This is a genomic window from Streptococcus sp. LMAG:39, from assembly GCF_008680485.1.
Lineage (GTDB): Bacteria > Bacillota > Bacilli > Lactobacillales > Streptococcaceae > Streptococcus > Streptococcus pasteurianus.
On sequence record NZ_NALE01000001.1, the window covers coordinates 2,014,555 to 2,040,043 of the forward strand.

Here is a 25,489-nt window from a genome sequence, read left to right on the forward strand (position 1 = left end):
TTAGTAAAGGAGACGTCATGATTACTTTTTTCTTACAAATGCGTCGGACATTGCGTGTCTTGTGGTCAATCTTTAAGGATGATGAAACCAGAGGAATTGCTGGTGTCACTGCTGTTTTATTGCTCAGTGGGACACTTTTTTATGCAAATGTAGAACATTTTACTTATTTGGATGCCCTTTATTTTTCATTTACAACTTTAACAACGATTGGCTACGGGGATATTTATCCCGTTACAGCAGCTGGAAAGATTTTTACCATGATGTATTCAGTTGTCGGATTAGGGGTTATGGGGAGTTTTCTAGCTGTTGTGGTTAAAAAATTGGGTCAATTGGATAAAAAAAAGTGAGAGAAGACCTGTGATTTATCGTGATTTATTGTTTGATTTGGACCATACTTTGCTTGATTTTAACGCGGCAGAAGATGTTGCTCTGACAGAACTTTTGACAGAGGCGCACGTGGATGATGTTGAAACTTACAAAGAAGTTTATATTCCCATGAATCGTAAACTTTGGAATGATTTAAGTTTGAAAAAGATTACCAAAAAAGAATTGGTTGACACCCGTTTTTCTCGTTTATTTGCGCATTTTGGACATGAGGTTGATGGACATGCCTTTGCTATGCGCTATCAAGATTTTCTTAGCCAACAAGGTCAGACTCTTCCTGGGGCAGATCAGTTGTTAGACCAGCTAAATCAAGAAGGTTACCGCATTTTTGGTGCAACAAATGGCATTACCAAGATTCAAACTGGTCGCATGGCTAATTCAGGGATTAAAGATTATTTTGAACACGTCTTTATCTCTGACGAAGTTGGTTATCAAAAGCCAGATAAAGGCTTTTATGACGCCATTTCTGGAGCCATTTCACGATTTAATCAGGAAAAAGCTTTGATGATTGGTGATAATTTGCTGGCGGATATTCAAGGTGGCAATAATGCTGGCATCGATACTGTCTGGTATAACCCAGATAAAAAAATCAATCACACCGTAGCTAACCCAACCTACACCGTCCATAACTATCAAGAATTGCTAAAATTATTACGATAAAAACCAAAGCTAGAAGTTTTAACTTCTAGCTTTTATCTTTAATAATCGATTTTACGTTCTTCTGTGATAAGTTTAGCCATTTGTTCGGGGTTAATAATTTGAATCTGATGGTCAGTTTTTTCAATCATTTCTTCAGCGCGAAGTGCTTTTACCATTCGTGCAATAGTCACTGAGTGCATGCCTAGGTAGCAGGCGATTTCTTGATAGGTAAAGAAGGTATTTAAAGCTAAATGACCTGATTCACATGGCTCAGCTTGGTCAAGTAAGAAGCGGCAGAATTGGACCAAAGCAGGTTCATTTTTACTGCTGTGAAAATGTTCCATGAGATAAATATGATTTTCGGTCAATGTATTTAACATCAAGCTAACAACTGATGGAAATCCTAGCAAGTCTTGAAATTGACGATTAGAAATGCGGTAAGCCACGCAAGGCGTTTTGGCAACAATTGAAAATGATTTTTTCCCGTAATAGTTCAAATGCAGATTGTTCATCAATGGAACAAAGCCGACAAATTGTCGCTTTTTAAAGTATAGATAAGTTGTTTCTTTGCCATCACAAGAAATAGATGAAAGAGCACAGATGCCTGAAGATAGAATATAAATATCACCGCTTGTTTCGCCAGTGACGGACTGTGCGAGATTATCTCCCTTTTTAAAGGTCACACGTTCGCCGTATTGATAAAGTTCTGTAATATCTAGTGTAGAGTGCATAATTACCCTTTCTAAAATTAACATAGGCTATATAACTATATAGTTTACGTTAAAAAAGCGTTTTTATCAAGCCAAAAAATCAGAAAAAGAGCTTAAAAATATCTTGATAATGATTTTTAAAATGACTATTTTTGCGCCAAATAAAGGTAAAATCATGACTTATGGCAGGAATATCCAAATTAATTTTTTGGAGTTTACCTGCAGAAATTTCTTTTTGAACCACGCTTTGATAAACAAAACTAATTCCCAGATTTTTTTGGACTAGCTCGCAAATGGTATTTAGATTACCAATTTCAGTGATTTTATGGAAATCAGAAATGGTTAGATTGGCCTCTTTGAGCATGATTTCAAGTATTTCACGGGTACCTGACCCTTGCTCGCGTACGATGATAGGATAGGCTAGTAGGTCTTCTAAAGAATAGCTTCCGCTTGCTAGGGGTGAGCCGGGAGAAGCGACCGCGATGAAAGATTCTGTGCGATAAGGCAGAAAATCGTATTTTTCTTTTGAAAAGAAACCTTCGATCAAGGCAAAATCAATCTGTCCATTATCAATAGCTTTTAACAGTGTCTCGGTATTATCCACCAGCATTTTGACTTGGAAATTCGGGTGATTTGCCAAAATATCCACTAAAGAATCGGTCAAAACATACTCGCCAATGGTTAAAGTAGCCCCAAAATTTAGCGGCTGTAAATCTTGCTTGAGCTGTGTCTTGAAATGCTTAATATCTGTGTCCATAGTCGTCAGCAAATCAAGCAATTCTTTGCCACTTTGTGTCAGCTGACATTGCTTGCCAGAAAAGGTAAAAAGCTTAGTTTGATACTCTGTCTCTAAAGTTTTGACATGCTTAGTGACTGCAGGTTGAGTGATATGCAATTCTTTAGCAGCTTGGGTAAAATTAAGCGTTTCGCAGACTTTCATAAAGGTAAAAACACGGTAATCAAGCATAATAATCTCCTATTTTTTTTTTTATTATATCATAATAAATCATAATTTTACATTATAACTTGTCCAGGTTATAATATTTTGTGAAAAGGAGTTTTTATTATGATGACAATTGAGAAAAAATTGCCGGGAATTATGTTTTGTGTGATTCTAGCTTTACCAGCCTGGTTTTTAGGGAATTTATTTCCACTTGTAGGAGCGCCAGTATTTGCAATTCTACTTGGGATGGTTATGGGGAATTTTCATAATAATCGCACCCAAACCACTGATGGTATTGCTTTTACATCAAAATATATTTTACAAGCGGCGGTTGTTTTATTAGGTTTTGGTTTAAACTTAACACAAGTTTTTAAAGTTGGGACACAGTCATTGCCAATTATTATTTCAACCATTGCAGTCTCGTTGGTTGTAGCGTTTTTATTGCAAAAATGGCTAAAATTGGATAGTAATATAGCAATCTTGGTTGGTGTTGGGTCATCTATTTGTGGTGGCTCAGCTATTGCCGCAACAGCACCAGTTATTAAAGCAAAAGATGAAGAAGTCGCAAAGAGTATTTCGGTTATCTTTCTTTTCAATATCTTAGCGGCACTAATTTTTCCAACGTTGGGAGAATTACTTCACCTATCTAACCAAGGTTTTGCGCTTTTTGCGGGAACAGCTGTCAATGATACGTCATCCGTTACGGCGACCGCGACAGCTTGGGATGCTGTTCACGGGTCAAATACCTTAGACGGTGCAACAATTGTGAAATTAACGCGCACATTGGCCATTATTCCGATTACTTTAGGACTGTCAATCTATAAAGCCTATCAAGATTCAAAAAATGGCAGAGCTAACCAAACGACTTTCCAATTGAAAAAAGCTTTTCCAATGTTTATTCTTTATTTCTTATTGGCTTCGATTGTCACGACAATTGTCAGCGGTTTAGGAATTGATACGGTTATTTTTGATAATCTTAAGACACTTTCAAAATTCTTTATTGTCATGGCAATGGGAGCTATTGGTCTTAACACGAATCCTATTAAACTTATTAAGACTGGTGGACAAGCTATTGGATTGGGAGCTACGTGTTGGATAGCTATCACCTGTGTCAGTCTCTGGATGCAACATCTTCTAGGGATTTGGTAATGAAAATGTAGGAACAATGTTTGTGACTATTCAAGCATTGTTTTTCTTTTTTAAAAAATGATAGCGTTTACTTGAAATCGTTTCCTTAAGTGCTATAATGACCTTGAAAACCTTAGTTAAATTTTATAAATAAAGACTATTAATCTAATGGTTAACAGTTGTAAGGCATGGAATTTAGCAACGATAAAGGAGGAAAAGGTACGATGGCATATAAAACAACTTATCCTTATACAAACGAGATTCTTGCGACTTTTGACAATGCAACGGATGAAGCGTTAGAGGAAGCTTTGGCAAATGGGCATGCGCTTTATAAAAAGTGGCGTGCTGAAGGTGGCTTAGCAGAGCGAAAAGCTCAATTGCGTAAGATTGCTGAGCTGCTACGTCGTGACGTTGACAAATACGCTGAAGTCATGACAAAAGATATGGGAAAATTGTTCGTGGAAGCTAAAGGCGAAGTGGACCTCTGTGCAGAAATTGCTGATTACTATGCTGATAAGGCAGAAGAATTTTTGAAACCACGTCCGCTTGAAAACATTAATGGTGATGCTTATTACATCAAGCAAGCGACAGGTGTTTTGGTAGCCGTTGAACCATGGAATTTCCCATTCTATCAAATCATGCGCGTCTTTGCACCAAACTTTATGATTGGAAATCCGATGATTTTGAAACATGCTTCAATCTGTCCAGCATCAGCACAAGCATTTGATGATTTGGTTTTGGAAGCAGGTGCACCAATTGGCGCATTCAAAAATCTCTTCCTTTCTTATGACCAAGTTTCCAAGGCTATCGCAGACCCACGTGTTGTTGGGGTTTGCTTGACTGGTTCTGAACGTGGTGGTGCTTCTATTGCAGCAGAAGCGGGAGCAAATTTGAAAAAATCATCTATGGAACTTGGGGGTAATGACGCCTTTATTATCCTAGAAGATGCTGATTTTGATTTGCTTGATAAGACCATTTTCTTTGCTCGTCTCTACAATGCTGGTCAAGTTTGTACCTCATCAAAACGTTTTGTCGTTGTTGGTCAAGAAAACTATGATAAATTCGTTGATATGGTAGTTAAACATTTCAAATCAGCTAAATGGGGTGACCCGATGGACCAAGCGACAACTTTAGCACCGTTGTCATCAGCAGCCGCAAAAGAAGAAGTGCTTGGTCAAATCAAATTAGCTAAGCAAAATGGTGCAACTGTGGTTTACGGTGATGAACCAATTGACCACCCCGGAAATTTTGTCATGCCAACTGTTTTGACAAATATCACCAAAGAAAATCCAATCTACAATCAGGAAATCTTTGGTCCAGTTGCTTCTATCTATAAAGTTGATACTGAAGAAGAAGCTATCGCGCTTGCCAATGATTCTAGCTATGGTCTTGGTGGTACCGTCTTTTCAGAAAATCTTAATCATGCCAAAGAAGTGGCTGCCAAGATTGAGACAGGGATGTCATTTATCAATTCTGGTTGGACATCACACCCAGAAATCCCATTTGGAGGCATTAAAAATTCAGGTTACGGTCGCGAATTAAGCGAACTCGGCTTTGATGCCTTTGTCAACGAACACCTTGTTTTCGTTCCAAATGATTAATTAACTCGCTCTCCTTTTATTTATATTTAAAATAGAAAACCGCAAACTAATTTAGCTTGCGGTTTTTGGATATGCTGAAAAAGTCTTATTTGTTAAATAACAGTTATGAAAAATCACGTAAATTTTTCCTTGGACCAGGATGTAGAATATTGTGATACTCACGTTTTCTTCGACGAACTGCCAGAATAGTAGCGATTGTATGCCCATGTTGTCGCACAAAGATAGGATATGATATCTAATAAATAATAGGGCACCTTGATAAAGAGATTCTGTCAGCGGATAACTACTGATAATGGCAATGACAGTTTCACTCTTCGATGAATCAATCTTGCCTTTATGTTATCAAAAAAAGCCAAATCCTCAAAATAAGAGGAACTTTTACCACAGCAATGCTAAAACGATTTTGTTATAATAGAGACATGAATGAACTGATTAAACATAAACTGGAGCTATTGCCAGATAGCCCAGGATGCTATATACACAAGGATAAAAATGGCACGATTATTTATGTTGGTAAGGCAAAAAATCTGAAAAATCGTGTGCGTAGCTATTTTCATGGCAGCCATAATACCAAAACAGAACTTTTGGTTTCAGAAATAGAGGATTTTGAGTATATTGTCACAGGTTCCAATACCGAGGCGTTGCTTCTTGAAATCAATCTCATTCAAGAAAATATGCCAAAATACAATATCAAGCTCAAAGATGATAAATCCTATCCTTTCATCAAAATCACAACTAATGAGCAGTACCCACGTTTAATGATTACCCGCCAAATCAAAAAAGACGGTGCCATGTATTTTGGACCCTATCCTGATTCGGGAGCAGCAACGGAAATCAAACGCCTGTTAGACCGCATTTTTCCGTTTAAGAAATGTACCAACCCTGCTAATAAAGTTTGTTTTTATTACCATTTAGGGCAATGTAAAGCACATACGATTTGTCATGTTGACCATGATTATTTTGTTGATATGGCGCACGATGTGAAAAATTTCCTTAACGGTCAAGACAATAAAATTGTTGACCAACTTAAAGATAAAATGCAAAAAGCGTCAGATTTAATGGAATTTGAACGTGCGGCAGAATATCGCGATTTACTGCAAGCTATTTCAACTTTGCGCACGAAACAGCGCGTGATGAGCCAAGATATGATGGACCGTGATATTTTTGGCTACTACGTTGACAAAGGCTGGATGTGTGTGCAAGTATTTTTTGTTCGCCAAGGGAAACTCATTCAACGTGATGTTAATATGTTTCCTTATTACAATGACCCAGAAGAAGATTTTTTGACTTACATGGGACAATTTTACCGTGACAATAAGCACTTTATTCCTAAAGAAATTTTTATTCCTAAAGAAATTGATGAAGACTTGGTCAAGGCGATTGTTGATACGAAAATCATCAAGCCCCAACGTGGTGAGAAGAAGCAGCTTGTTAACCTAGCTATCAAAAATGCACGTATGAGTTTGCAACAAAAATTTGATTTGCTTGAAAAAGATGTTAAGAAAACTTATGGCGCTGTTGAAAATATCGGCGAATTGCTTAACATTCCAAAGCCCGTTCGTATTGAAGCATTTGATAACTCAAATATTCAAGGAACAAGTCCTGTCGCTGCCATGGTGGTCTTTATAAATGGAAAACCAAGTAAGAAAGATTATCGAAAATTCAAGATTAAAACGGTTGTCGGACCAGATGATTATGCCAGCATGCGCGAGGTCATCTATCGCCGTTATAGCCGTGTGCTGAAAGATGGCTTAGTGCCACCAGATTTGATTATCATCGATGGTGGTCAAGGTCAGGTCAGTGTGGCGCGTGATGTTATTGAAAATAAACTCGGTCTTGATATTCCAATTGCTGGTCTGCAAAAAAATGATAAACACCAAACGCACGAATTATTATTTGGTGATCCCTTAGAAGTTGTTGAATTGCCACGAAATTCCGAAGAATTTTTCTTGTTACAACGTATCCAAGATGAGGTGCACCGTTTTGCTATTACCTTCCACCGTCAAGTGCGTAGTAAAAATTCATTCTCATCAAAACTTGATGGCATTGCTGGATTGGGACCAAAGCGCAAGCAATTACTCATGAAGCACTTTAAGAGCCTACCCAATATTCAAAAGGCTGATATAGACGACATTGTGAACTGTGGTATTCCACGAAATGTCGCGACTGCGATTAAAGCAAAATTAAGTGATGAGGAAGCGGCCAATGCTAACCATTAAACCGATGACTGAAGAACTTGCTGTTTGCCAAGTCGAGGATTATTCACAAGTCAGTCTGGGAAATCCGTTTGTCGTTACTGGGGCAACAGATGACGAAAAATAACTTGTTTGTCCGATTGCTTTTGTCTCTGAAAATGCTTTGACAGTTGATAAGACTTGGTCAGCTTTCGAATTGAGGGTATTTTAGACTTTTCTTTGATTGGCATTTTATCGAAAATATCAAGTCTTTTAACAGAAAATAATACTAGTATTTTTGCCATTTCGACCTACTAATACGGATTACGTTTTAACGAAAATAGTAGATTTCCAAAGAGCACTCTGATTCTTAGAGGAAGCAGGGGATCAGATTTAGGGATAATTTTTGCAAGAAACGAAAGGTACTTTTGAATATAAATAAGAGAATTTTATGAAAACTTTCTATTTCTGTTTGTAATCTTTTTTAAACTGTGCTAACATGGATAGGGATTTTTTAAGGAGATAAGCATGTTTAAGAATTTTAAGAAGAGCCTTTCTCATCTACGAGAAAAGCGCTTTTGGCTACCAAGCCTTATGATAATGCTAGTTGCTTTTTTACTGATTCTTCCACAAATTATATCAAAAGGTGTTATTGTTGGTAGTGATTTTCTCTTTCACTACAATCGTTTCTATGAAACGGCTATGCAGATTAAGACTGGTAACTTCAGTTATTTTATATCCTTGTATGGCTTTTATAGCTCAGGGCGGATTGTTAATGCGTTATACGGTCCCTATTTTGCCTATTTTCAAGGTTTACTGGTTTTAATCAGTCGTAATTGGTACACGTATCAGTTAGTGTCACGCTTTTTGTTGAGTGTGATTGCAGGCTTTTCAATGTATCGATTAACACGTAGAGTAGCTGTCAAGCCTAAAATTTCTCTAGCCATTGCTATTTTTTACATGATGACTTTTTCTGTTCAATATTGGACATTTAGGCAAGGTTTTTCAAGTTGGGGAGCTGCTTTTATGCCGTGGTGCATGATTCCAGCGATTGATTTTGTAAAAACTAAAAAAGTAGGCGTGCTACGCTTAGCTGTTGCTGTCGCTTTGATGATGCAAGTTCATATGCTAAGCTGTTTCTTGCTTATTGTTTCTTATTTGCCGTTTTATTTGTACGGTTTTATCAAATCTCAAGAAAAGAAAACCATTATCATCAAAGGAATACAAGCTGTTTTACTGGCTCTTTTATTGACAACGAATGTCTGGGCTGCGCTTATTGACGTCGGGCGTAGTAATAATTTGGTTGAACCATTTATCAATTCAAAATTATATATTATGACGGTTAATCAACGTAGCATTCAATGGCTGATAACACCGTTACCTTTGCTACTTTTGGTGCTGTATCAATTGTATTTTTCATTCAGACATTGGCGCCATTTTGATATACTCTTGCGAGTTACAACAGGAACATTTTTCTTCTTTCTCGTTCTGTCAAGTAGCATTTTTCCTTGGTACAGTATTAATAAATTAAACCTTTCTTTAGTCAATTTAATTCAATTCCCGTTTCGCTTTTTTGTGCCCGCTACGGTGCTATTATTATTAGCAGTAGCGCTAGTTTTAGAGCGTTATTTTGATATCAAATGGTCCAGACTAGTGACAGCCGGAGCGATTTTGATTAATCTTTTCAGCCTTGCTCAGCTAACACATCTGCAACAAGAAAAGATTGTTGAATACTATACTGCTAAACACCCTATCAAAACTAAAAAACATACCTTTGTTTGGGGAAAGCCTGAGGAAGTTCGAGCTAGTTTTCACAGTTCAGATTTAGATGAACTGTTAAATTTAATCTCGAAATCAACACCAGACTATCTTCCTGCTGACAAATCAAACAAGGATAACAAATACGTTCTTTATGAAGAATTTGTCATTAGTCATACAGCTGCTTTTGACAAATCACAAGATGGCAATACTCTTATCTTTACATGGATTGCCGACAATAGTGGTAAGGTCAACATTCCAATCGCCAAATACAAGGATACTGAGCTAACACTCAATGGTAAGAAACTAAGTTGTAAGGACTATTCCTTGTCAGGAATCGGAACACCGACTGTGACACAAAAAGTCGGAAAAAACACATTAAAAATCACTTACCATATTGGTGTCTGGTTCAAACCTTTACTGATTGGCAACGTCTTCACATGGCTAGCAGTAGCAGGCTATGCTTGGCTAAAGAAATTAAGAATGATAAAAAAAGTATAATAATTTTAGGACTGGAATTGCACATCCAGTCTTTTTATATTACAAAAATCTTGTTTCATGTTAGATTTCTTTCCCAAAACTACTAAAAAAAGCTGTGAACTCTTTCAAAAAATGTTAGAATAGAGGAGCAGAGAATATTTTAGAAGGAGGTTCGCTTATGAAATTTCTAGAATTAAACAAAAAGCGACATGCCGTCAAAACCTTCAATGACAAAGCTGTTGATTATAAGGATTTACGAACAGCCATTGAAATCGCTACATTAGCTCCAAGTGCTAATAATATCCAACCTTGGAAATTTGTTGTGGTGGAAGATAAAAAAGCCGAACTTGCTGAACATCTTCCAGAAATTAATAAAAAGCAAGTAGAGCAAGCTCAATACGTTGTAGCAATTTTTACCGATACAGATTTGGTTCAACGTTCTCGCAAAATTGCTCGTATTGGTGTCAAGTCATTGAGTAATGATATGTTAGGCTACTACATGGAGACTTTACCTGCTCGTTTTGCAGAATTTGACGACAAACGTAAAGGTGAATACCTTGCTCTTAATGCTGGAATTGTTGCGATGAATCTTGTTTTGGCTTTGACTGACCAAGATATTTCATCAAATATTATTCTGGGATTTGATAAGTCATCAACCAATGATATCCTAGAAATTGATAAACGTTTTCGTCCAGAGCTCTTAATCACTGTTGGTTATAGCGATAATAAGCCTGAACCAAGTTATCGTTTGCCTGTTGACGAAATTATCGAACGTCGTTAAGCGTACCGACTTTAATTTCATGCATCAAGCTTGGTTTATTTGCTAGGTTGAGTTTGACAAATACAGTAACATGAGTTTATCAATTTTTGGTGAATTCAAAAGATAAAACAAGATTGCTTTTCTTTTTGAGAAAAGCTACCTTTATGAAGGAGTTATAAGAATGACAGTAGACTTTAAAGCAGAAGTTGAAAAACGTAAAGATGCCATGATGGAAGACCTCTTTGCTCTTTTGCGTATCAACTCAGAACGTGATGACAGCAAAGCTGACAAAGAACACCCATTTGGACCTGGTCCAGTAAAAGCTTTGGAACATTTCCTAGCTATGGCTGAACGTGATGGTTACAAAACACGTAACATTGATAACTATGCTGGTGATTTTGAATTTGGTGAAGGTGACGAAGTTCTCGGAATCTTTGCTCACTTAGATGTTGTGCCTGCAGGTAGCGGTTGGGATACTGACCCTTATGAGCCAGTTATCAAAGATGGACGCCTTTATGCGCGTGGGTCATCTGATGATAAAGGTCCAACAATGGCATGTTACTATGCCCTAAAAATCATCAAAGAACTTGGTTTGCCAGTATCTAAAAAAGTTCGTTTCATCGTTGGTACTGATGAAGAATCAGGCTGGGGAGATATGGAATATTATTTTGCTCATAATGGATTGAAAGACCCTGATTTTGGTTTCTCTCCAGATGCTGAATTCCCAATTATCAATGGTGAAAAAGGAAATATCACAGAATTCCTACACTTTGCAGGTGACAATAACGGTGCCTTCACATTGAATAGTTTCGATGCTGGACTTCGTGATAACATGGTGCCAGAATCAGCAACAGCTATCTTCACAGCTGACAGTACTTTGGCTGAACTTCAAGAAAAATTAACAGCATACACAACAGCTGAAAACTTGACTGCTGAACTTACTCAAGAAGGCGACGCTTTCCGTTTGACAGTTGTCGGAAAATCAGCTCACGGTTCAACACCAGAACTTGGTATCAACGGTGCAACATACCTTGCTAAATTCCTTAACCAATTTGCTTTTGAAGGAGCTGCTAAAGCTTATCTTGAAACAGCAGCAAACGTTCTTCACGGTGATTTTGCAGGTGAAAACCTTGGTGTTGCCTATACTGATGAAAAAATGGGCGCTCTTAGCATGAACGCTGGTGTTTTCAAATTTGACCGCAATTCAGATGACAATACAATCACTCTTAATTTCCGTTACCCACAAGGTACAGATGCGCAAACTATCAAAGCTGAACTTGAAAAACTTAACGGTGTGACAAAAGTAACACTTTCAGACCATGAACACACACCACACTATGTTCCAGCTGATGACCCATTGGTTGCAACACTTCTCTCTGTTTACGAAAAACAAACAGGCTTGAAAGGTTACGAACAAGTTATCGGTGGTGGTACATTTGGACGCCTTCTTAAACGTGGTGTTGCTTTCGGTGCAATGTTCCCAGATTATGTCAATACAATGCACCAAGCAAATGAATTTGCCGATGTTGAAGACCTTTACCGTGCTGCAGCAATCTACGCCGAAGCACTTTACGAATTGATTAAATAATCTTTGACAATGACAAGAGGAGATTTTTACAACTTGTAAGAATCTCTTTCTTTATATATTTGAAAGCTTTGAAGAAGAAGTAGAAGGGGGGAGAAATGGATACCATTGAACAATTAATTGCGGACATTATGGCAGATGAGCAAAATGCGACCTACACTCAACAAGGCATAAAGCCACTTTTTACTGTTCCAAAAACGGCTCGGATTAATATTGTCGGACAAGCTCCTGGCATTCGTGCGCAAGAGTCGGGTTTGTATTGGAATGATCCAAGTGGTGATAATTTGCGAAAATGGCTGGGCGTGGACCGAGAAATATTTTACGATTCTGGGCTTTTTGCGGTTGTACCAATGGATTATTATTTTCCGGGAACGGGAAAATCAGGTGATTTGCCGCCACGAAAGGGCTTTGCTGAAAAGTGGCACAAACGAACCTTGGCTTTTGCTCCAAATATTGAATTACATATTTTGGTTGGCTTCTATGCACAGCGTTATTATTTGCAGCAGAAATCTTCTGTCACGTTAACAGAAACGGTAAAACATTATCAAACCTACCTACCCCAATTTTTCCCTTTAGTACACCCTTCGCCTCGTAACAATCTTTGGCAAGCAAGAAATCCTTGGTTTGCAAAAGAAGTAATCCCTGATTTGCAAAAACGAGTCAAAGAAATTCTTGCAAAGTAATAGAAAACGAAGCTAAGGAAAAGTGCTTAGCTTCGTTTTATCATAACTAGGATAAGTGATTGAGATATCTTATTTGGATAGGATAGTTTTTAATGCTCTGACCTAACGTTATTTTCCAAGACAGAATTGGCTAAAGAGTTTTGTGATTAATTCATCAGGTGCTGCATCACCTGTGATTTCACCGAGAATTTCCCAGCAACGTGTTAAATCAATTTGAAGAAGATCAACAGGCATTCCTAGTTCAAGCCCTTCATTGACGGCTTGCAAACTTTGCACCGCTTTTTCAATCAATGAAATATGGCGAGCATTTGAAAGATAAGTTGCATCTTTTTCAACAATACCAGCATTAGCAAAGAACAGTTGGTTAATACGTTCTTCAATTACGTCGATATTTTGATTTTTAAGAACGGAAATGCGAATGACATCATCTGGCAACTGGTCAGCTTCGATTTTTTCTGGTAAATCTGTTTTATTAAGGAGAATAATGCGGTTGCTATCTTTGCTAAGTTCCAAAAGTGCACGGTCTTGGTCAGTCAAAGGTTCAGAACTATTGAGCACAAGAAGAACAAGGTCAGCTTCCTCAAGGGCTTTTTTCGAACGTTCAACACCGATTTTTTCAACCACATCATCTGTTTCGCGGATACCAGCTGTATCAACCAGTTTCAAAGGTACACCTTTGATATTGACATATTCTTCAATTACATCACGGGTTGTTCCCTCAATATCAGTAACGATAGCCTTTTCTTCGCGTAACAGATTGTTAAGCAAACTTGATTTTCCAACGTTTGGACGACCAATGATAGCAGTAGATAAGCCTTCGCGCAGAATTTTGCCACGTTTTGCAGTACGCAATAGATTTTCCAAAAGTTCTTGGAATTCTTGTGTTTTTTCGCGGATTAAAGCTGTCGTCATTTCCTCCACGTCATCGTATTCAGGGTAGTCGATATTGACCTCGACTTGAGCTAAGGTGTTTAGGATTTCTTGGCGCGTGTCATTGATTAATTGTGACAATGACCCATCAAGTTGTTTTACCGCAATATTCATGGCTTTGTCTGTTTTCGCACGGATAATATCCATAACGGCTTCCGCTTGTGTCAAGTCAACACGACCATTCAAGAAAGCACGTTTGGTAAACTCACCAGGTTCAGCAAGACGAGCCCCTTGGCGCAAGACAAGTTGCAAAATTTCATTTGTCACGGCAACACCACCGTGCGTATTAATCTCCACGACATTCTCACAGGTAAATGTTTTTGGCGCAAGCATCACAGACACCATAACCTCATCAAGCACTTCATCAGTATCAGGGTCAACAATGTGACCGTAATTAATCGTATGTGAAGCGACCTCGTTAAGGTCTTTACCATGATAGACTTTTTGTGCAATAGCTAGCGCTTCCGTTCCAGAAAGTCTTACAATTCCGATTGCCCCCTCACCAAGCGGTGTAGAAATCGCAGCAATCGTATCAAATTCATTTGTAATCATTATGTTTCCTCATATTTATCGGTTTTAGCCTATTGAAATTAGAGCATCAACGATAATAAATTAGATAGTAAAAGTAGTATTGTGGCTTAAGAATGCCACTTATAAGCTTCTAGTAAAGTATAGCAGTTTTAATTTAGAAAAGCTAGCGAGGGATAAGTATTAAGAATAATCATCTTTTTGGATTAAAAAGTCTAAGGAGTTTTCAAAATGTTAATAAAGTTACTAAAGAAGTGTCTGTTTCGTTAGATGATTAGAAAGCAATAGTAAGATAGATTCGTTACTGCTATTAGTTGACATATCTAAAATAGATATGATAACCTAAAGTGAAGTGTTTTCAATATAAAGCACACTATTTTATAATCGATGATGAAGAAGTATTATTGAGATATTTTTTTAATCAGAAAACTGTAAGGAGGATATATGTTTTCTATAGTACAAAAGGTAATCAAAGGGATGGTTATTTCTCTTGGTTTTTTACTACCGGGGGTGTCTGGTGGAGCGCTTGCTGCTATTTTAGGTGTCTATGAGCGCCTTATTAGTTTCTTAGCTAATATCAAACTTAATTTTAAGTCAAATGTACTTTTCTTTTTGCCGATAGGAGTTGGGGGACTTTTAGGAATAGCTCTATTTTCTTATCCTATTGAATTCCTTTTGGAACATTACGAAATTCCAACACTATGGGGATTTTCAGGAGGAGTTCTTGGTACAATACCTAGTTTATTGAACGATACTAAACAAAGTGCTCCTAGGAATCGATTAAAGTGGGGATGGATTATTGGCGCTTTTATCATTTCTTTTCTTTTAGTTTATTCTATGAGCCGCTTTACAGGTAATATGTCGGTCGGATTTATTAGTTATTTATTAGCAGGAGCTCTCATAGCGCTAGGGGTTCTTCTTCCAGGTCTCAGTCCGTCAAGTATCCTCTTATGTTTAGGAGTATATACTCCTATGTTAAATGGTTTTAAAGCGTTTGATTTGCTAGGAACTTTTTTCCCAATTATGATTGGAGGAGGGGTGACTATGATTTTATTATCAAAAGGAATGAATTATCTTCTCTTGCACTATAGATCATATATTTATTATTGTATTATTGGTAGTGTCCTTTCAAGTACATTATTAATACTTTTACCAAGCGGAAATGCCTATGAGGGAATCTCTTATGCAAATGTTACAGGCATGGAGATAGTAATAACAGCTCTTGTTTTTGTTCTCGGGATTTTATTCGGATTATGGATGGTAAAATTAGAGAAAGACTATAAGGAATAAACGCGAGATTATCTATTTCATTATGACACAAAACACTTAAATCATGATATAATAATCAGTTGGAAATAGAAATTATTTACAATAATATATAAAAAGACGAGGTAGCTATGGAAAGACTCAAAAAAATCGCTGGTGTCACAGCCGCTCAGTATGTCAAAGATGGTATGGTCGTCGGACTTGGAACAGGCTCAACAGCATACTTTTTTGTTGAAGAAATTGGTCGCCGCATGAAAGAAGAAGGACTCAAAGTTGTAGGTGTAACAACTTCAAGCCAAACCACTGCACAAGCAGAAGGTCTTGGGATTCCTTTGAAAGCTGTTGATGACATTGATGTTATCGATGTTACCGTTGACGGTGCAGATGAAGTTGACACTAACTTCAACGGTATCAAAGGCGGTGGTGGCGCCCTTCTTATGGAAAAAATCGTTGCCACACCAACCAAAGAATACATCTGGGTTGCTGACGACTCAAAAATGGTCGATAAACTCGGTGCCTTTAAATTGCCAGTCGAAGTGGTTCAATATGGTGCAGACCGTATTTTCCGTGAGTTCGAGAAAAAAGGTTACAAACCGTCCTATCGCATGGTAAATGGTGAACGCTTTGTGACTGATATGAAAAATTATATCATCGACCTTGACCTTGGCGTCATTGAAAATCCTGTCGAACTTGGCAAAGAATTGAAAGCCATGGTCGGCGTTGTTGAACACGGTCTCTTCAACGGTATGGTTAATAAAGTTATCGTTGCAGGTAAAGACGGTGTCAACATTTTAGAAGCTAAATAATGATTTCAGCAGGAGGAAATTAACAGTTACCATAACTGAATCTTCTCCTGTTTACTATGTTATATTGATTCATTATTATTTCTAATCACTTGACTTATTTGAATATTAAGAGATTAGGAGGTTTTGGGTGCCAACCGTAACCACCCTAGATTAGGAAAAATTATGCCAACATTTAATCGTATTCACCTTGTAGTTTTAGATTCTGTCGGAATTGGTGCAGCACCAGATGCTAACAATTTTGTCAATGCTGGTGTGCCAGATGGTGCTTCAGATACCCTTGGTCATATTTCAAAAACAGTCGGATTAACTGTTCCGAATATGGCGAAAATTGGTCTTGGAAATATTCTTCGTGAAGCACCTCTAAAAACAGTACCAGCAGAAGCACAGCCAAGTGGTTATGCAACAAAATTAGAAGAAGTATCACGTGGAAAAGATACCATGACAGGGCACTGGGAAATCATGGGGCTTAATATTACAGATCCCTTTGATACTTTCTTTGAAGGATTCCCAGAAGAAATTTTAACAAAAATTGAAGAATTTTCAGGACGTAAAATCATTCGTGAAGCCAACAAACCTTATTCAGGAACACAAGTTATCGCTGACTTTGGTGAACGTCAGATGAAAACAGGTGAATTGATTGTTTACACTTCAGCTGACCCAGTACTTCAAATCGCAGCACATGAAGATGTTATTTCGCTTGAGGAACTTTATAAAATCTGTGAATTTGCTCGTTCCATTACATTAGAACGTCCAAGTTTGCTTGGCCGAATTATTGCTCGTCCGTACGTTGGTGAACCTGGTAATTTCACACGTACAGCTAACCGTCGTGATTATGCTTTGTCACCATTTGCACCAACAGTGCTTAATAAATTAGCGGATGCAGGCGTTCCGACTTACGGTGTCGGAAAAATCAATGATATTTTCAATGGTTCAGGTATTACAAACGATATGGGGCACAATAAATCAAATATGCATGGTGTTGATACCTTGATTAAAACCCTACAATTGCCAGAATTTACAAAAGGATTATCATTTACAAACCTTGTTGATTTTGATGCTATATATGGTCACCGTCGTAATGCCGCAGGTTACCGTGATTGTCTAGAAGAATTTGATAATCGTTTGCCTGAAATTATAGACAATATGAAATCAGATGACCTTCTTTTAATCACAGCAGACCATGGTAATGACCCAACTTACACAGGAACAGACCACACACGTGAATACGTTCCGTTATTGGCTTATAGCCCATCATTTAAAGGAAATGGTGTCTTACCAGTCGGACATTTTGCTGATATCTCAGCAACAATCGCTGACAACTTTGGTGTTGAGACAGCCATGATTGGTCAATCTTTCCTAGAAAAATTAGTATAAGAGGTGCATATGACAACAATTATTGAAAAAATTGAAGAAGCTCGTCAGTTCTTGGTATCACAAAGTTGTGATGCTCCTGAATTTGGTTTGATTTTAGGGTCAGGTCTTGGCGAACTTGCCGAAGAAATTGAAAATGCTGTTGTAATTCCCTATGAAAAAATTCCTAATTGGGGAAAATCAACAGTAGCAGGACACGCTGGACAATTGGTTTATGGTGACCTTGGTGGACACAAAGTCATTGCTCTTCAAGGACGTTTCCATTTTTACGAAGGAAATCCAATGGAATTAGTGACTTTTCCAGTTCGTGTCATGAAGGCTCTTGGTTGTAAAGGACTTATCGTGACAAATGCAGCTGGCGGAATTGGCTTTGGTCCAGGAACATTAATGGCAATTTCAGACCATATTAATATGACAGGACAAAATCCATTGATTGGTGCGAATCTTGATGACTTTGGACCACGTTTCCCAGATATGTCAGATGCTTATACAGCTGAATACCGTGATACTGCTCACAAAGTTGCCGAAAAAATCGGTATCAAACTTGATGAAGGTGTTTATCTTGGTGTTTCTGGACCATGTTACGAAACACCTGCCGAAATTCGTGCTTTCCAAACACTTGGAGCTGATGCGGTTGGTATGTCAACAGTTCCAGAAGTCATCGTTGCTGCTCATTCAGGTTTGAAAGTTTTAGGAATTTCAGCTATTACAAACCATGCCGCAGGTTTCCAAAGTTCACTTAATCATGAAGAAGTTGTTGCTGTTACACAACAAATCAAAGAGGACTTTAAAACTCTAGTTAAGGCTGTCTTGGCAGAATTGTAAGTCAATACTAAAACTTAGTATTATCATACTAAAATTAGAAAGTGGTGTCAGATGCGAATTCATTTTATCGTTCACGAAGCCTTTGAAGCACCAGGTGTTTATTATGATTGGGCTATTAAACGTGGTCATGATGTGACAATGACAAAGCTTTATCAAGGTAAAAAATTGCCAAAAGATAGTTCTGGTATTGACCTACTAATTGTTATGGGGGGACCACAAAGCCCACGAACAACAGTAGCAGAATGTCCTCATTTTGATGCACAGGCTGAAATCTCGCTTATCAAAGAAGCTATTTCACAAGATAAACGAGTTCTTGGTATTTGTTTAGGAGCTCAATTGCTAGGTGAAGCCTACGGAGCATCTGTTGAAAGAAGCCCAGAAAAAGAAATTGGAAATTATCCAATCACATTAACAGAAGCTGGTTTAGCAAATCGTAATCTTTCGCATATTGGAACATCTGCAATTGTTGGGCACTGGCATGGCGATATGCCTGGTTTGACACCACAAGCCAAAATTCTTGCAACTAGTCAAGGTTGCCCACGACAAATTGTCAAATATAGTGATAAACACTATGCTTTCCAATGCCATTTAGAGTTTTCAAAACCATTGATTGAAGCACTTTTGGCAGAAGAAGTTGATTATGATGAACAAGTTAAGACATACTCATACCTTCAAGTAGCAAACGAAATGCTAGCTTACGATTATTCAGAAATGAATCATATTTTAGAGCAATTTTTAGATGCTTTCACAAAATAAAAGATTTAACTCTAAAGCTTATTGCTTACGCTTTGGTACTGCCCTTCTTTTGACTAGTATAGTAGCAGGAGTAGGCGGTATTTTACTTCATGACTTATTAGAATTGATTGAATGGATGATTTTTGGTCATGGGGAAAGTACAGGTGCGCAGCCTATCACAAACCTACAATTTATTATTATCTTATTAACTGGTATTATTTCAGCGTTTATTTGGTTTGTTTTGCAAGATAAAAATCGTCAAATCATTTCAATCAAATCACAGCTAAAAGTTACTGATAATAGCAAACGTCCGATACTTTGGATACACTTGATACATATTTTTCTTCAAGTGGCTTCAGTCGGAGCTGGTTCACCTATTGGTAAAGAAGGTGCACCACGAGAGTTTGGAGCTTTAGGAGCAGGTCGTATTTCCGATCGAATGACATTGACCTTAACAGACCGAAAGCTTGCTATTGTTTGTGGGGCATCGGCAGGATTGGCAGCTGTCTATCAAGTGCCGATTGCCAGTATCTTTTTTGCCTTTGAGACACTAGGTTTAGGTTTGTCCGTTTTGAATCTTATTTCAGTCTCAAGCACAACGATTCTAGCTAGTCTTATTGCGGGAACGGTTATTTCAGATACACCACTTTATCATTCAGGACAAGTCGTGCTCGATGCTAAAACATGTGGTTTTGCAATTGTTCTAGCTATTCTTATCACCCCCTTAGCGCAGCTATTTCGCCACCTCACCCAAAAAGCCCAAGCCGGCAAAGTGACAACTAAAAGCATTTTGTGGAAACTCCCCTTAACTTTTTTGCTTCTCGCAAGCTTTTCCCTTTATTTTCCAGAGATTTTGGGAAATGGCGGAGCTTTGGCACAAGCCGTTTTTGATGGGATGGGTGTGTGGTATGCCTTAGCTTGTGTGGTTATTAAAGCCGTACTTGTTTTGCTGACGCTGAAAAATGGTGCCTACGGAGGCACTCTGACACCGTCGTTTTCAATAGGCGCTGTCCTAGGATTTTTGGTAGCAGTGCTGTGTCAATTGGTAGTCCCAGAATTATCACTAACTTCGGCTATGTTAATTGGCTCAAGTATCTTTTTAGCCATTACGATGAATGCTCTGTTAACGGCTGTTGGTTTGGTTGTATCGTTTACGGGACAATCTTTCACAGCTCTTCCAATTTTGCTTCTTGCGGTCATCGTAGCCTTTGCTACAAAAACTATTATTGAACATATTGAAAGGAAATACTATGTCAATCCATATCGAAGCCAAACAAGGCGAAATCGCAGATAAAATTTTACTTCCAGGAGATCCGCTCCGTGCCAAATTTATCGCAGAAAACTTTTTAGAAGAGGCCGTATGTTTTAATAATGTCCGTGGTATGCTTGGTTTTACAGGGACTTATAAAGGTGAACGTGTCAGTGTTATGGGAACTGGTATGGGAATGCCATCCATCTCTATCTACGCGACTGAATTAATCCAATCTTACGGCGTTAAAAAATTAATCCGTGTTGGAACAGCTGGTTCCCTTAATAAAGATGTTCACGTTCGCGAACTTGTTTTGGCACAAGCAGCAGCAACAACATCAAGCATGATTAAAAATGAATGGCCACAGTATGATTTTCCACAAATTGCTGATTTTACCTTGCTTGACAAAGCCTACCATATTGCGCAAGATCTAGGAATGACAACTCATGTTGGCAGCGTGTTATCTGTTGACGCTTTTTATTCAGATTTTGCTGAAAACAATGTTAAACTTGGACAACTTGGTGTGAAAGCTGTTGAGATGGAAGCCGCTGCACTTTACTATCTCGCAGCAAAACACGGCGTTCAAGCACTCGGTATCATGACGATTTCTGATAGCCTTGTTGCTGATGAAGACACAACCGCTCAAGAACGCCAAACAACTTTCACAGACATGATGAAAGTCGGTCTTGAAACTCTTATTGCAGATTAATGCAAGAAATATATGAAACGATAGACATCCTTTTGGATGTCTATGCTTATAATCACGCTTGGAAAATAGCAGAGCAGCACAGCGATTTTCCAGCGCAAAGCCGTTATCTTTTAGAAATGTTAAAAGAGCGTAGGGAACTTAACGTTGACTTTGCTTTTTTACATCCAGCAGAAAATCAAGCAATTTTAGCTAATTATGGCGTTTCACTCATTACCAATGCGTATGAGGAAGAACAATTGGCAAATTATATTATGGATTTGGAAGCTAAGGTGAAAAATGGCAATATTATTGATTTTGTCCGCTCTGTTAGCCCAATTCTGTATAGGCTCTTTTATCGCCTTGCCAAACGCGAAGTTCCAAATTTGGAAAACTATATCCACGATGCTAAAAATAATCAGTATGATACTTGGCTTTTTACAAAAATGAAACAGAGCGACTATGCTATTTTTCATAGATACCTTGAGATTCGTCGTGATGGTAAAGTGACTTCAAAAGCTTTAGCAGAACTTTTGCAGTACGGACAACTTCCTCAGGAGATTAAACAGTTAATCAGCGAACTTCGCAATTTTGAAAAATCCGTTCGTAATCCCCTAGCCCACCTCATCAAGTCTTTTGATGAAGAAGAACTACACCGAACAACCAATTTCTCATCCCAAGTCTTTCTAGATAAAATTATTGCCCTTGCTACCTATGCAGGTGTCAAATATAACAAAGAAAAATTCTATTTTGACCAAGTTAATGATATTATCAAAAGTGAGTTGAAGAGAAATGGATAGAACATAAAAACTCTTGGACATTGTCCAAGAGTTTTTATGTATCAAATTTAACTTCTTCAAGGAGATACTCAATAAATCGTTCACCCATTTTTGAAAGGTTAGCTTTTTCGTGGCGAATATAGACAATGTCAATCATATCCTCAACATCAAGCGGAATAGAAACAATATTATCACCATTTAAATTACTATTTAAAATACCTGTAGCGATTGTATAACCATCAAGTCCTATCAAGAGATTGAAAAGTGTCGCGCGGTCACTAACGACAATTGATTTCTTATGGGGAATTTGTGAAAAAATTTCTTCAGAGAAGTAGAAAGAATTATGAATTCCTTGATCGTAGCTAAGGTAAGGGAAGTCTTCCAGATCTTCCATAGTTACCAGTTTTTTGCTTGCAAGAGGATTGTTTTTGCTGACAAAGATATGCGGACGCGTTCTAAAAAGGCTTGTATAGGTCAGATGATTATCATCGAACATTTTGGTCAAGACATCGTGGTTATAACTATTCAAAAATAAAACACCGATTTCTGAACGAAAATTCTTAACATCATCAATGATTTCATACGTTCGTGTTTCACGAAGGAAAAGCTCATAACGTGACATGTCCGTTCCTTCTAAAAGTGAAACAAAAGCATTGACAACGAAAGCATAGTGCTGTGAAGACACGCTAAACAGTTCTCGGTTTGTATTTTTGCTCTTATAACGTTCCTCTAAAAGAGCCGTTTGTTCTAAAATTTGGCGAGCATAAGAAAGAAACTCAACGCCATCCTTAGTCAAGGTAATGCCTTTTGGGTTACGAATAAAAATTTCAATACCCATTTCACGCTCCAAATCTCGTACAGCATTTGAAAGGCTTGGTTGAGTGATAAAAAGCTGCTTAGCAGCCTCGTTCATGCTCCCTGTTTCTACTATTTTAACGATATAGTGTAATTGTTGTATTCTCATAGACTTAGTTTAGCCTAAAAATGATTTTCCCGCAAGTAGGTACCAGTCTTTTATGAAGAAAACGATTAAAAAACGAACATTAGTCATTTTGTAACATCATTACAAAACGAAGGTAAAAATACAACATTTTGATTATTAATTTCTTTTCTTTAACAAAGCGCCTATATTGTTTGAAACAAAGCAATGAAACCGTTTGTAAACATCTAGTTTTATAATAATACCGAATTGCAAAAGCATGACAAAAGTGTTAAAATAGGAACGTTAGTAATCCTTATAGAGAGTGGAGATTTATAATGCCTACACATTCACGTCATCAAAGACAGCATAAAAATTCACGTTCATATTCCCGTCTTGATACTAAGACGATAGTGAATAGTGTTTTGCTAGTCTTGTATGCTTTACTGGCAGGAATTGCGACTTTTCTGATGTATTCGCATAACATTCTTGCTTTCCGACACTTCAACATTATTTATACTGCTTTGTTAGTGGTTGTTCTTGTCGTATCATTGGTATTGATAATTCGGAAAAAAGGTAAACTAGTTGTTACTGTCCTTTTGGTCATTTTCTCGATTGTCGCAGCTGCTTCGCTTTTTGCATTTAAATCATTAATTGATGTAGCAGGTAATCTGAATGAAACAGCTTCATATTCAGAAATTGAAATGAGTGTTGTAGTACCGACGAATAGTTCTATTTCAGATGTGACAGAATTATCAAGTGTTCAAGCGCCGACTGGAGCTGATGGAAGTAATATTGAGGCCTTACTGTCACAAATCAAATCAGATAAAGGTGTTAATTTAACAACGGATACAGTTGATTCTTATCAAGCAGCCTATGAAAATCTCATTAATGGTAGTAGTCAAGCAATGGTTCTAAATAGCGCTTATTCAAGCCTGTTAGAATTATCTTATGATAATTATGAATCAAATTTAAAGACCATTTATACCTACAAAGTTAAGAAGAATATTTCAAATGATGTCTCATCATCAAATAAAAATGTCTTTAATATCTATATCAGTGGTATTGATACTTATGGTTCAATCTCAACAGTTTCTCGTTCAGATGTTAATATTATCTTGACAGTTAATATGGATACTCATAAGATTTTAATGACATCAACACCACGTGACTCTTATGTTCAAATACCTGATGGTGGTGCTAATCAATATGATAAATTGACTCATGCAGGTATCTACGGCGTTGAAACTTCTGAAAAGACACTAGAAAATCTTTACGGCATTGATATTGATTACTATGCAAGAGTTAATTTTACATCATTCATGAATCTAATTGATGCGATTGGTGGTGTGACTGTTTATAATGATCAAGCATTTACTTCTAGTGCTGGGGATTCATTTGAAGCTGGTAATATCAATTTGAATTCAGATGAAGCACTAGGTTTTGTTCGTGAACGTTATAGTCTTGATAATGGTGACTATGATCGTGGTAAAAATCAATTAAAAGTTATTCAAGCCATAATTAACAAGCTAACTTCGTTTAGTTCAATTTCGAATTATTCATCAATTATGTCTACTCTGCAGGATTCAGTTCAAACAGATATGCCATTGGATACAATGATGGATCTTGCCAATACACAACTTGATTCAGGTAAGAAATTCACCATTACGTCACAAGAAGTAACTGGTACAGGTTCAACAGGAGAATTGACTTCTTATGCTATGCCAACAGCAAGTCTTTACATGATTCAGTTGGATGATGCTAGCGTATCTAGTGCTTCACAAGCAATTAAAGATGTTATGGAAGGGAAATAGATGATTGATATTCACTCGCATATCGTTTTTGATGTTGATGATGGACCAACTACTATAGAAGAAAGTTTGGCACTTATCGGTGAAAGCTATCGTCAAGGTGTGCGCACGATTGTCTCAACGTCACATCGTCGCAAGGGAATGTTTGAAACACCAGAAGATAAGATTTTTGCTAACTTTAGCCAAGTCAAAGAAGCTGCGGAAGCCAAATACGAAGGCTTAGAGATTTTGTATGGTGGTGAACTTTACTATAGTAGTGATATCCTTGAAAAGCTAGAGCGTGGTCAGGTTCCCAAAATGAATAATACACGTTTTGCATTGATTGAGTTTAGTATGACCACACCATGGAAAGACATCCATACAGCACTTAGCAATGTGATCATGCTTGGAATTACACCAGTTGTTGCTCATATCGAACGTTATAATGCGCTTGAGTTTAATGAAGAACGTGTGAGGGAATTGATTAACATGGGGTGTTACACGCAAATCAATAGCTCACATGTTCTCAAACCAAAATTATTCGGCGATAAATACCGTCAGTTTAAAAAACGAGCACGTTATTTCTTGGAAAAAAATCTTGTTCATTGTGTGGCAAGTGATATGCATAATCTTGGTCCAAGACCACCATTTATGGATGAGGCTAGAGAAATCATTACGAAAGATTTTGGCACTAAGCGAGCTTACGCTCTTTTTGAGGGCAATCCTCAAACCTTATTAGAAAATAAAGATTTATAGGAGTT

At 37.6% G+C, this 25,489-nt stretch carries 23 protein-coding genes and 1 pseudogene; 20 read left to right on the top strand and 4 right to left on the bottom strand.

The features are described 5' to 3' along the window. Positions 1–17 precede the first annotated feature (17 nt). Together CCC20_RS10350 and pynA are read left to right on the top strand one after the other, a co-directional pair. The gene (locus tag CCC20_RS10350) at positions 18–347 is read left to right on the top strand and encodes a potassium channel family protein (protein WP_003064430.1); all 330 of its coding nucleotides are present in this window, start codon (positions 18–20) and stop codon (positions 345–347) included. 10 nt (positions 348–357) lie between these two features. Continuing rightward, complete coding sequence (gene pynA, locus CCC20_RS10355; protein WP_013851722.1) at positions 358–1,044, top strand: pyrimidine 5'-nucleotidase PynA; 687 nt, start codon at positions 358–360, stop codon at positions 1,042–1,044. A gap of 38 nt (positions 1,045–1,082) precedes the next feature. Here the strand turns inward: pynA and CCC20_RS10360 are convergent, their stop codons facing one another. Together CCC20_RS10360 and CCC20_RS10365 are read right to left on the bottom strand one after the other, a co-directional pair. Continuing rightward, positions 1,083–1,754: a Crp/Fnr family transcriptional regulator gene (locus tag CCC20_RS10360; protein WP_048791273.1), complete on the bottom strand. Its 672-nt coding sequence runs from the start codon at positions 1,752–1,754 to the stop codon at positions 1,083–1,085. Positions 1,755–1,833: 79 nt separating this feature from the next. Next, positions 1,834–2,700, bottom strand: a complete 867-nt coding sequence (locus CCC20_RS10365; protein ID WP_003064436.1) for a LysR family transcriptional regulator — start codon at positions 2,698–2,700, stop codon at positions 1,834–1,836. Positions 2,701–2,799: 99 nt separating this feature from the next. Between CCC20_RS10365 and CCC20_RS10370 the strand changes: the two genes are divergently transcribed. From CCC20_RS10370 to CCC20_RS10405, 8 genes and pseudogenes are all read left to right on the top strand, one after another. Beyond that, positions 2,800–3,825, top strand: coding sequence for a YeiH family protein (locus CCC20_RS10370; protein ID WP_003064438.1), 1,026 nt, complete (start codon positions 2,800–2,802; stop codon positions 3,823–3,825). Between the two features lie 203 nt (positions 3,826–4,028). Then, on the top strand, positions 4,029–5,405 hold the full coding sequence (locus tag CCC20_RS10375) for an NAD-dependent succinate-semialdehyde dehydrogenase (RefSeq protein WP_041973959.1): 1,377 nt from the start codon (positions 4,029–4,031) through the stop codon (positions 5,403–5,405). Between the two features lie 419 nt (positions 5,406–5,824). Next, a complete protein-coding gene (gene uvrC / locus CCC20_RS10380) occupies positions 5,825–7,624 on the top strand; it encodes an excinuclease ABC subunit UvrC (RefSeq protein ID WP_287180194.1) in 1,800 nt (599 codons plus the stop codon). Continuing rightward, positions 7,611–7,946 (top strand): annotated as a pseudogene (locus CCC20_RS11445) (ACT domain-containing protein). The gene uvrC and the pseudogene CCC20_RS11445 overlap by 14 nt, the downstream one beginning before the upstream one ends. Positions 7,947–8,107: 161 nt before the next feature. Next, complete coding sequence (locus tag CCC20_RS10390) at positions 8,108–9,838, top strand: putative glycosyltransferase family protein (RefSeq protein ID WP_058692839.1); 1,731 nt, start codon at positions 8,108–8,110, stop codon at positions 9,836–9,838. Between the two features lie 157 nt (positions 9,839–9,995). Further along, positions 9,996–10,598, top strand: a complete 603-nt coding sequence (locus tag CCC20_RS10395; protein ID WP_003064446.1) for a nitroreductase family protein — start codon at positions 9,996–9,998, stop codon at positions 10,596–10,598. A 160-nt stretch (positions 10,599–10,758) separates the two neighbouring features. Next, complete coding sequence (gene pepV / locus CCC20_RS10400; protein WP_003064448.1) at positions 10,759–12,165, top strand: dipeptidase PepV; 1,407 nt, start codon at positions 10,759–10,761, stop codon at positions 12,163–12,165. Positions 12,166–12,260: 95 nt separating this feature from the next. Then, entirely contained in the window at positions 12,261–12,845 is a 585-nt protein-coding gene (locus CCC20_RS10405; protein ID WP_013851728.1) for a uracil-DNA glycosylase family protein, read from the top strand. A gap of 108 nt (positions 12,846–12,953) precedes the next feature. Here CCC20_RS10405 and mnmE read toward each other — a convergent pair whose 3' ends face one another. Further along, positions 12,954–14,327 carry a tRNA uridine-5-carboxymethylaminomethyl(34) synthesis GTPase MnmE gene (gene mnmE, locus CCC20_RS10410; protein WP_003064451.1) on the bottom strand — a complete coding sequence of 458 codons (1,374 nt, stop codon included), beginning with the start codon at positions 14,325–14,327 and terminating at the stop codon, positions 12,954–12,956. A gap of 420 nt (positions 14,328–14,747) precedes the next feature. Here mnmE and CCC20_RS10415 point away from each other — a divergent pair, with 420 nt between their 5' ends. The 8 genes from CCC20_RS10415 to CCC20_RS10450 all read left to right on the top strand — a co-directional run bounded on the left by CCC20_RS10415 (position 14,748) and on the right by CCC20_RS10450 (position 22,040). Then, the gene (locus tag CCC20_RS10415; RefSeq protein ID WP_003064454.1) at positions 14,748–15,593 is read left to right on the top strand and encodes a DUF368 domain-containing protein; all 846 of its coding nucleotides are present in this window, start codon (positions 14,748–14,750) and stop codon (positions 15,591–15,593) included. A gap of 107 nt (positions 15,594–15,700) precedes the next feature. Continuing rightward, positions 15,701–16,375 (top strand): ribose-5-phosphate isomerase RpiA, encoded by a 675-nt coding sequence (gene rpiA, locus CCC20_RS10420; protein WP_003064456.1) that lies wholly within the window; start codon positions 15,701–15,703, stop codon positions 16,373–16,375. Positions 16,376–16,537: 162 nt separating this feature from the next. Next, positions 16,538–17,749, top strand: a complete 1,212-nt coding sequence (locus tag CCC20_RS10425) for a phosphopentomutase (RefSeq protein WP_003064459.1) — start codon at positions 16,538–16,540, stop codon at positions 17,747–17,749. A gap of 9 nt (positions 17,750–17,758) precedes the next feature. After that, a complete protein-coding gene (locus CCC20_RS10430; protein WP_003064461.1) occupies positions 17,759–18,571 on the top strand; it encodes a purine-nucleoside phosphorylase in 813 nt (270 codons plus the stop codon). A gap of 51 nt (positions 18,572–18,622) precedes the next feature. Further along, positions 18,623–19,327: a type 1 glutamine amidotransferase gene (locus CCC20_RS10435; protein WP_013851729.1), complete on the top strand. Its 705-nt coding sequence runs from the start codon at positions 18,623–18,625 to the stop codon at positions 19,325–19,327. Next, complete coding sequence (locus tag CCC20_RS10440) at positions 19,311–20,600, top strand: chloride channel protein (protein WP_013851730.1); 1,290 nt, start codon at positions 19,311–19,313, stop codon at positions 20,598–20,600. Before CCC20_RS10435 ends, CCC20_RS10440 begins: the two co-directional genes overlap by 17 nt. Further along, positions 20,557–21,264 carry a purine-nucleoside phosphorylase gene (gene deoD, locus CCC20_RS10445; RefSeq protein WP_013851731.1) on the top strand — a complete coding sequence of 236 codons (708 nt, stop codon included), beginning with the start codon at positions 20,557–20,559 and terminating at the stop codon, positions 21,262–21,264. The genes CCC20_RS10440 and deoD overlap by 44 nt, the downstream gene beginning before the upstream one ends. Continuing rightward, on the top strand, positions 21,264–22,040 hold the full coding sequence (locus CCC20_RS10450) for a Gbs1250 family HEPN protein (RefSeq protein WP_013851732.1): 777 nt from the start codon (positions 21,264–21,266) through the stop codon (positions 22,038–22,040). The genes deoD and CCC20_RS10450 overlap by 1 nt, the downstream gene beginning before the upstream one ends. 34 nt (positions 22,041–22,074) lie before the next feature. On the opposite strand, the gene CCC20_RS10455 is transcribed toward CCC20_RS10450, so the two are convergent. Beyond that, positions 22,075–22,983: a LysR family transcriptional regulator gene (locus CCC20_RS10455; RefSeq protein ID WP_003064471.1), complete on the bottom strand. Its 909-nt coding sequence runs from the start codon at positions 22,981–22,983 to the stop codon at positions 22,075–22,077. 293 nt (positions 22,984–23,276) lie between these two features. Here CCC20_RS10455 and cpsA point away from each other — a divergent pair, with 293 nt between their 5' ends. Both cpsA and cps4B read left to right on the top strand, forming a co-directional pair. Continuing rightward, a complete protein-coding gene (gene cpsA, locus CCC20_RS10460) occupies positions 23,277–24,752 on the top strand; it encodes an LCP family glycopolymer transferase CpsA (protein ID WP_048791276.1) in 1,476 nt (491 codons plus the stop codon). Next, positions 24,753–25,484, top strand: coding sequence for a capsular polysaccharide biosynthesis protein Cps4B (cps4B, locus tag CCC20_RS10465; protein WP_013851734.1), 732 nt, complete (start codon positions 24,753–24,755; stop codon positions 25,482–25,484). Positions 25,485–25,489: the final 5 nt, after the last annotated feature.

Bases quoted from the DNA above. Each gene is read 5' to 3' on its own strand.
- CCC20_RS10350 (WP_003064430.1), top strand. From the start codon at position 18: ATGATTACTTTTTTCTTACAAATGCGTCGGACATTGCGTGTCTTGTGG.
- CCC20_RS10360 (WP_048791273.1), bottom strand. From the start codon at position 1,754: ATGCACTCTACACTAGATATTACAGAACTTTATCAATACGGCGAACGT.
- CCC20_RS10365 (WP_003064436.1), bottom strand. From the start codon at position 2,700: ATGCTTGATTACCGTGTTTTTACCTTTATGAAAGTCTGCGAAACGCTT.
- CCC20_RS10370 (WP_003064438.1), top strand. From the start codon at position 2,800: ATGATGACAATTGAGAAAAAATTGCCGGGAATTATGTTTTGTGTGATT.
- CCC20_RS10375 (WP_041973959.1), top strand. From the start codon at position 4,029: ATGGCATATAAAACAACTTATCCTTATACAAACGAGATTCTTGCGACT.
- uvrC (WP_287180194.1), top strand. From the start codon at position 5,825: ATGAATGAACTGATTAAACATAAACTGGAGCTATTGCCAGATAGCCCA.
- CCC20_RS10390 (WP_058692839.1), top strand. From the start codon at position 8,108: ATGTTTAAGAATTTTAAGAAGAGCCTTTCTCATCTACGAGAAAAGCGC.
- CCC20_RS10395 (WP_003064446.1), top strand. From the start codon at position 9,996: ATGAAATTTCTAGAATTAAACAAAAAGCGACATGCCGTCAAAACCTTC.
- pepV (WP_003064448.1), top strand. From the start codon at position 10,759: ATGACAGTAGACTTTAAAGCAGAAGTTGAAAAACGTAAAGATGCCATG.
- CCC20_RS10405 (WP_013851728.1), top strand. From the start codon at position 12,261: ATGGATACCATTGAACAATTAATTGCGGACATTATGGCAGATGAGCAA.
- mnmE (WP_003064451.1), bottom strand. From the start codon at position 14,327: ATGATTACAAATGAATTTGATACGATTGCTGCGATTTCTACACCGCTT.
- CCC20_RS10415 (WP_003064454.1), top strand. From the start codon at position 14,748: ATGTTTTCTATAGTACAAAAGGTAATCAAAGGGATGGTTATTTCTCTT.
- rpiA (WP_003064456.1), top strand. From the start codon at position 15,701: ATGGAAAGACTCAAAAAAATCGCTGGTGTCACAGCCGCTCAGTATGTC.
- CCC20_RS10425 (WP_003064459.1), top strand. From the start codon at position 16,538: ATGCCAACATTTAATCGTATTCACCTTGTAGTTTTAGATTCTGTCGGA.
- CCC20_RS10430 (WP_003064461.1), top strand. From the start codon at position 17,759: ATGACAACAATTATTGAAAAAATTGAAGAAGCTCGTCAGTTCTTGGTA.
- CCC20_RS10435 (WP_013851729.1), top strand. From the start codon at position 18,623: ATGCGAATTCATTTTATCGTTCACGAAGCCTTTGAAGCACCAGGTGTT.
- CCC20_RS10440 (WP_013851730.1), top strand. From the start codon at position 19,311: ATGCTTTCACAAAATAAAAGATTTAACTCTAAAGCTTATTGCTTACGC.
- deoD (WP_013851731.1), top strand. From the start codon at position 20,557: ATGTCAATCCATATCGAAGCCAAACAAGGCGAAATCGCAGATAAAATT.
- CCC20_RS10450 (WP_013851732.1), top strand. From the start codon at position 21,264: ATGCAAGAAATATATGAAACGATAGACATCCTTTTGGATGTCTATGCT.
- CCC20_RS10455 (WP_003064471.1), bottom strand. From the start codon at position 22,983: ATGAGAATACAACAATTACACTATATCGTTAAAATAGTAGAAACAGGG.
- cpsA (WP_048791276.1), top strand. From the start codon at position 23,277: ATGCCTACACATTCACGTCATCAAAGACAGCATAAAAATTCACGTTCA.
- cps4B (WP_013851734.1), top strand. From the start codon at position 24,753: ATGATTGATATTCACTCGCATATCGTTTTTGATGTTGATGATGGACCA.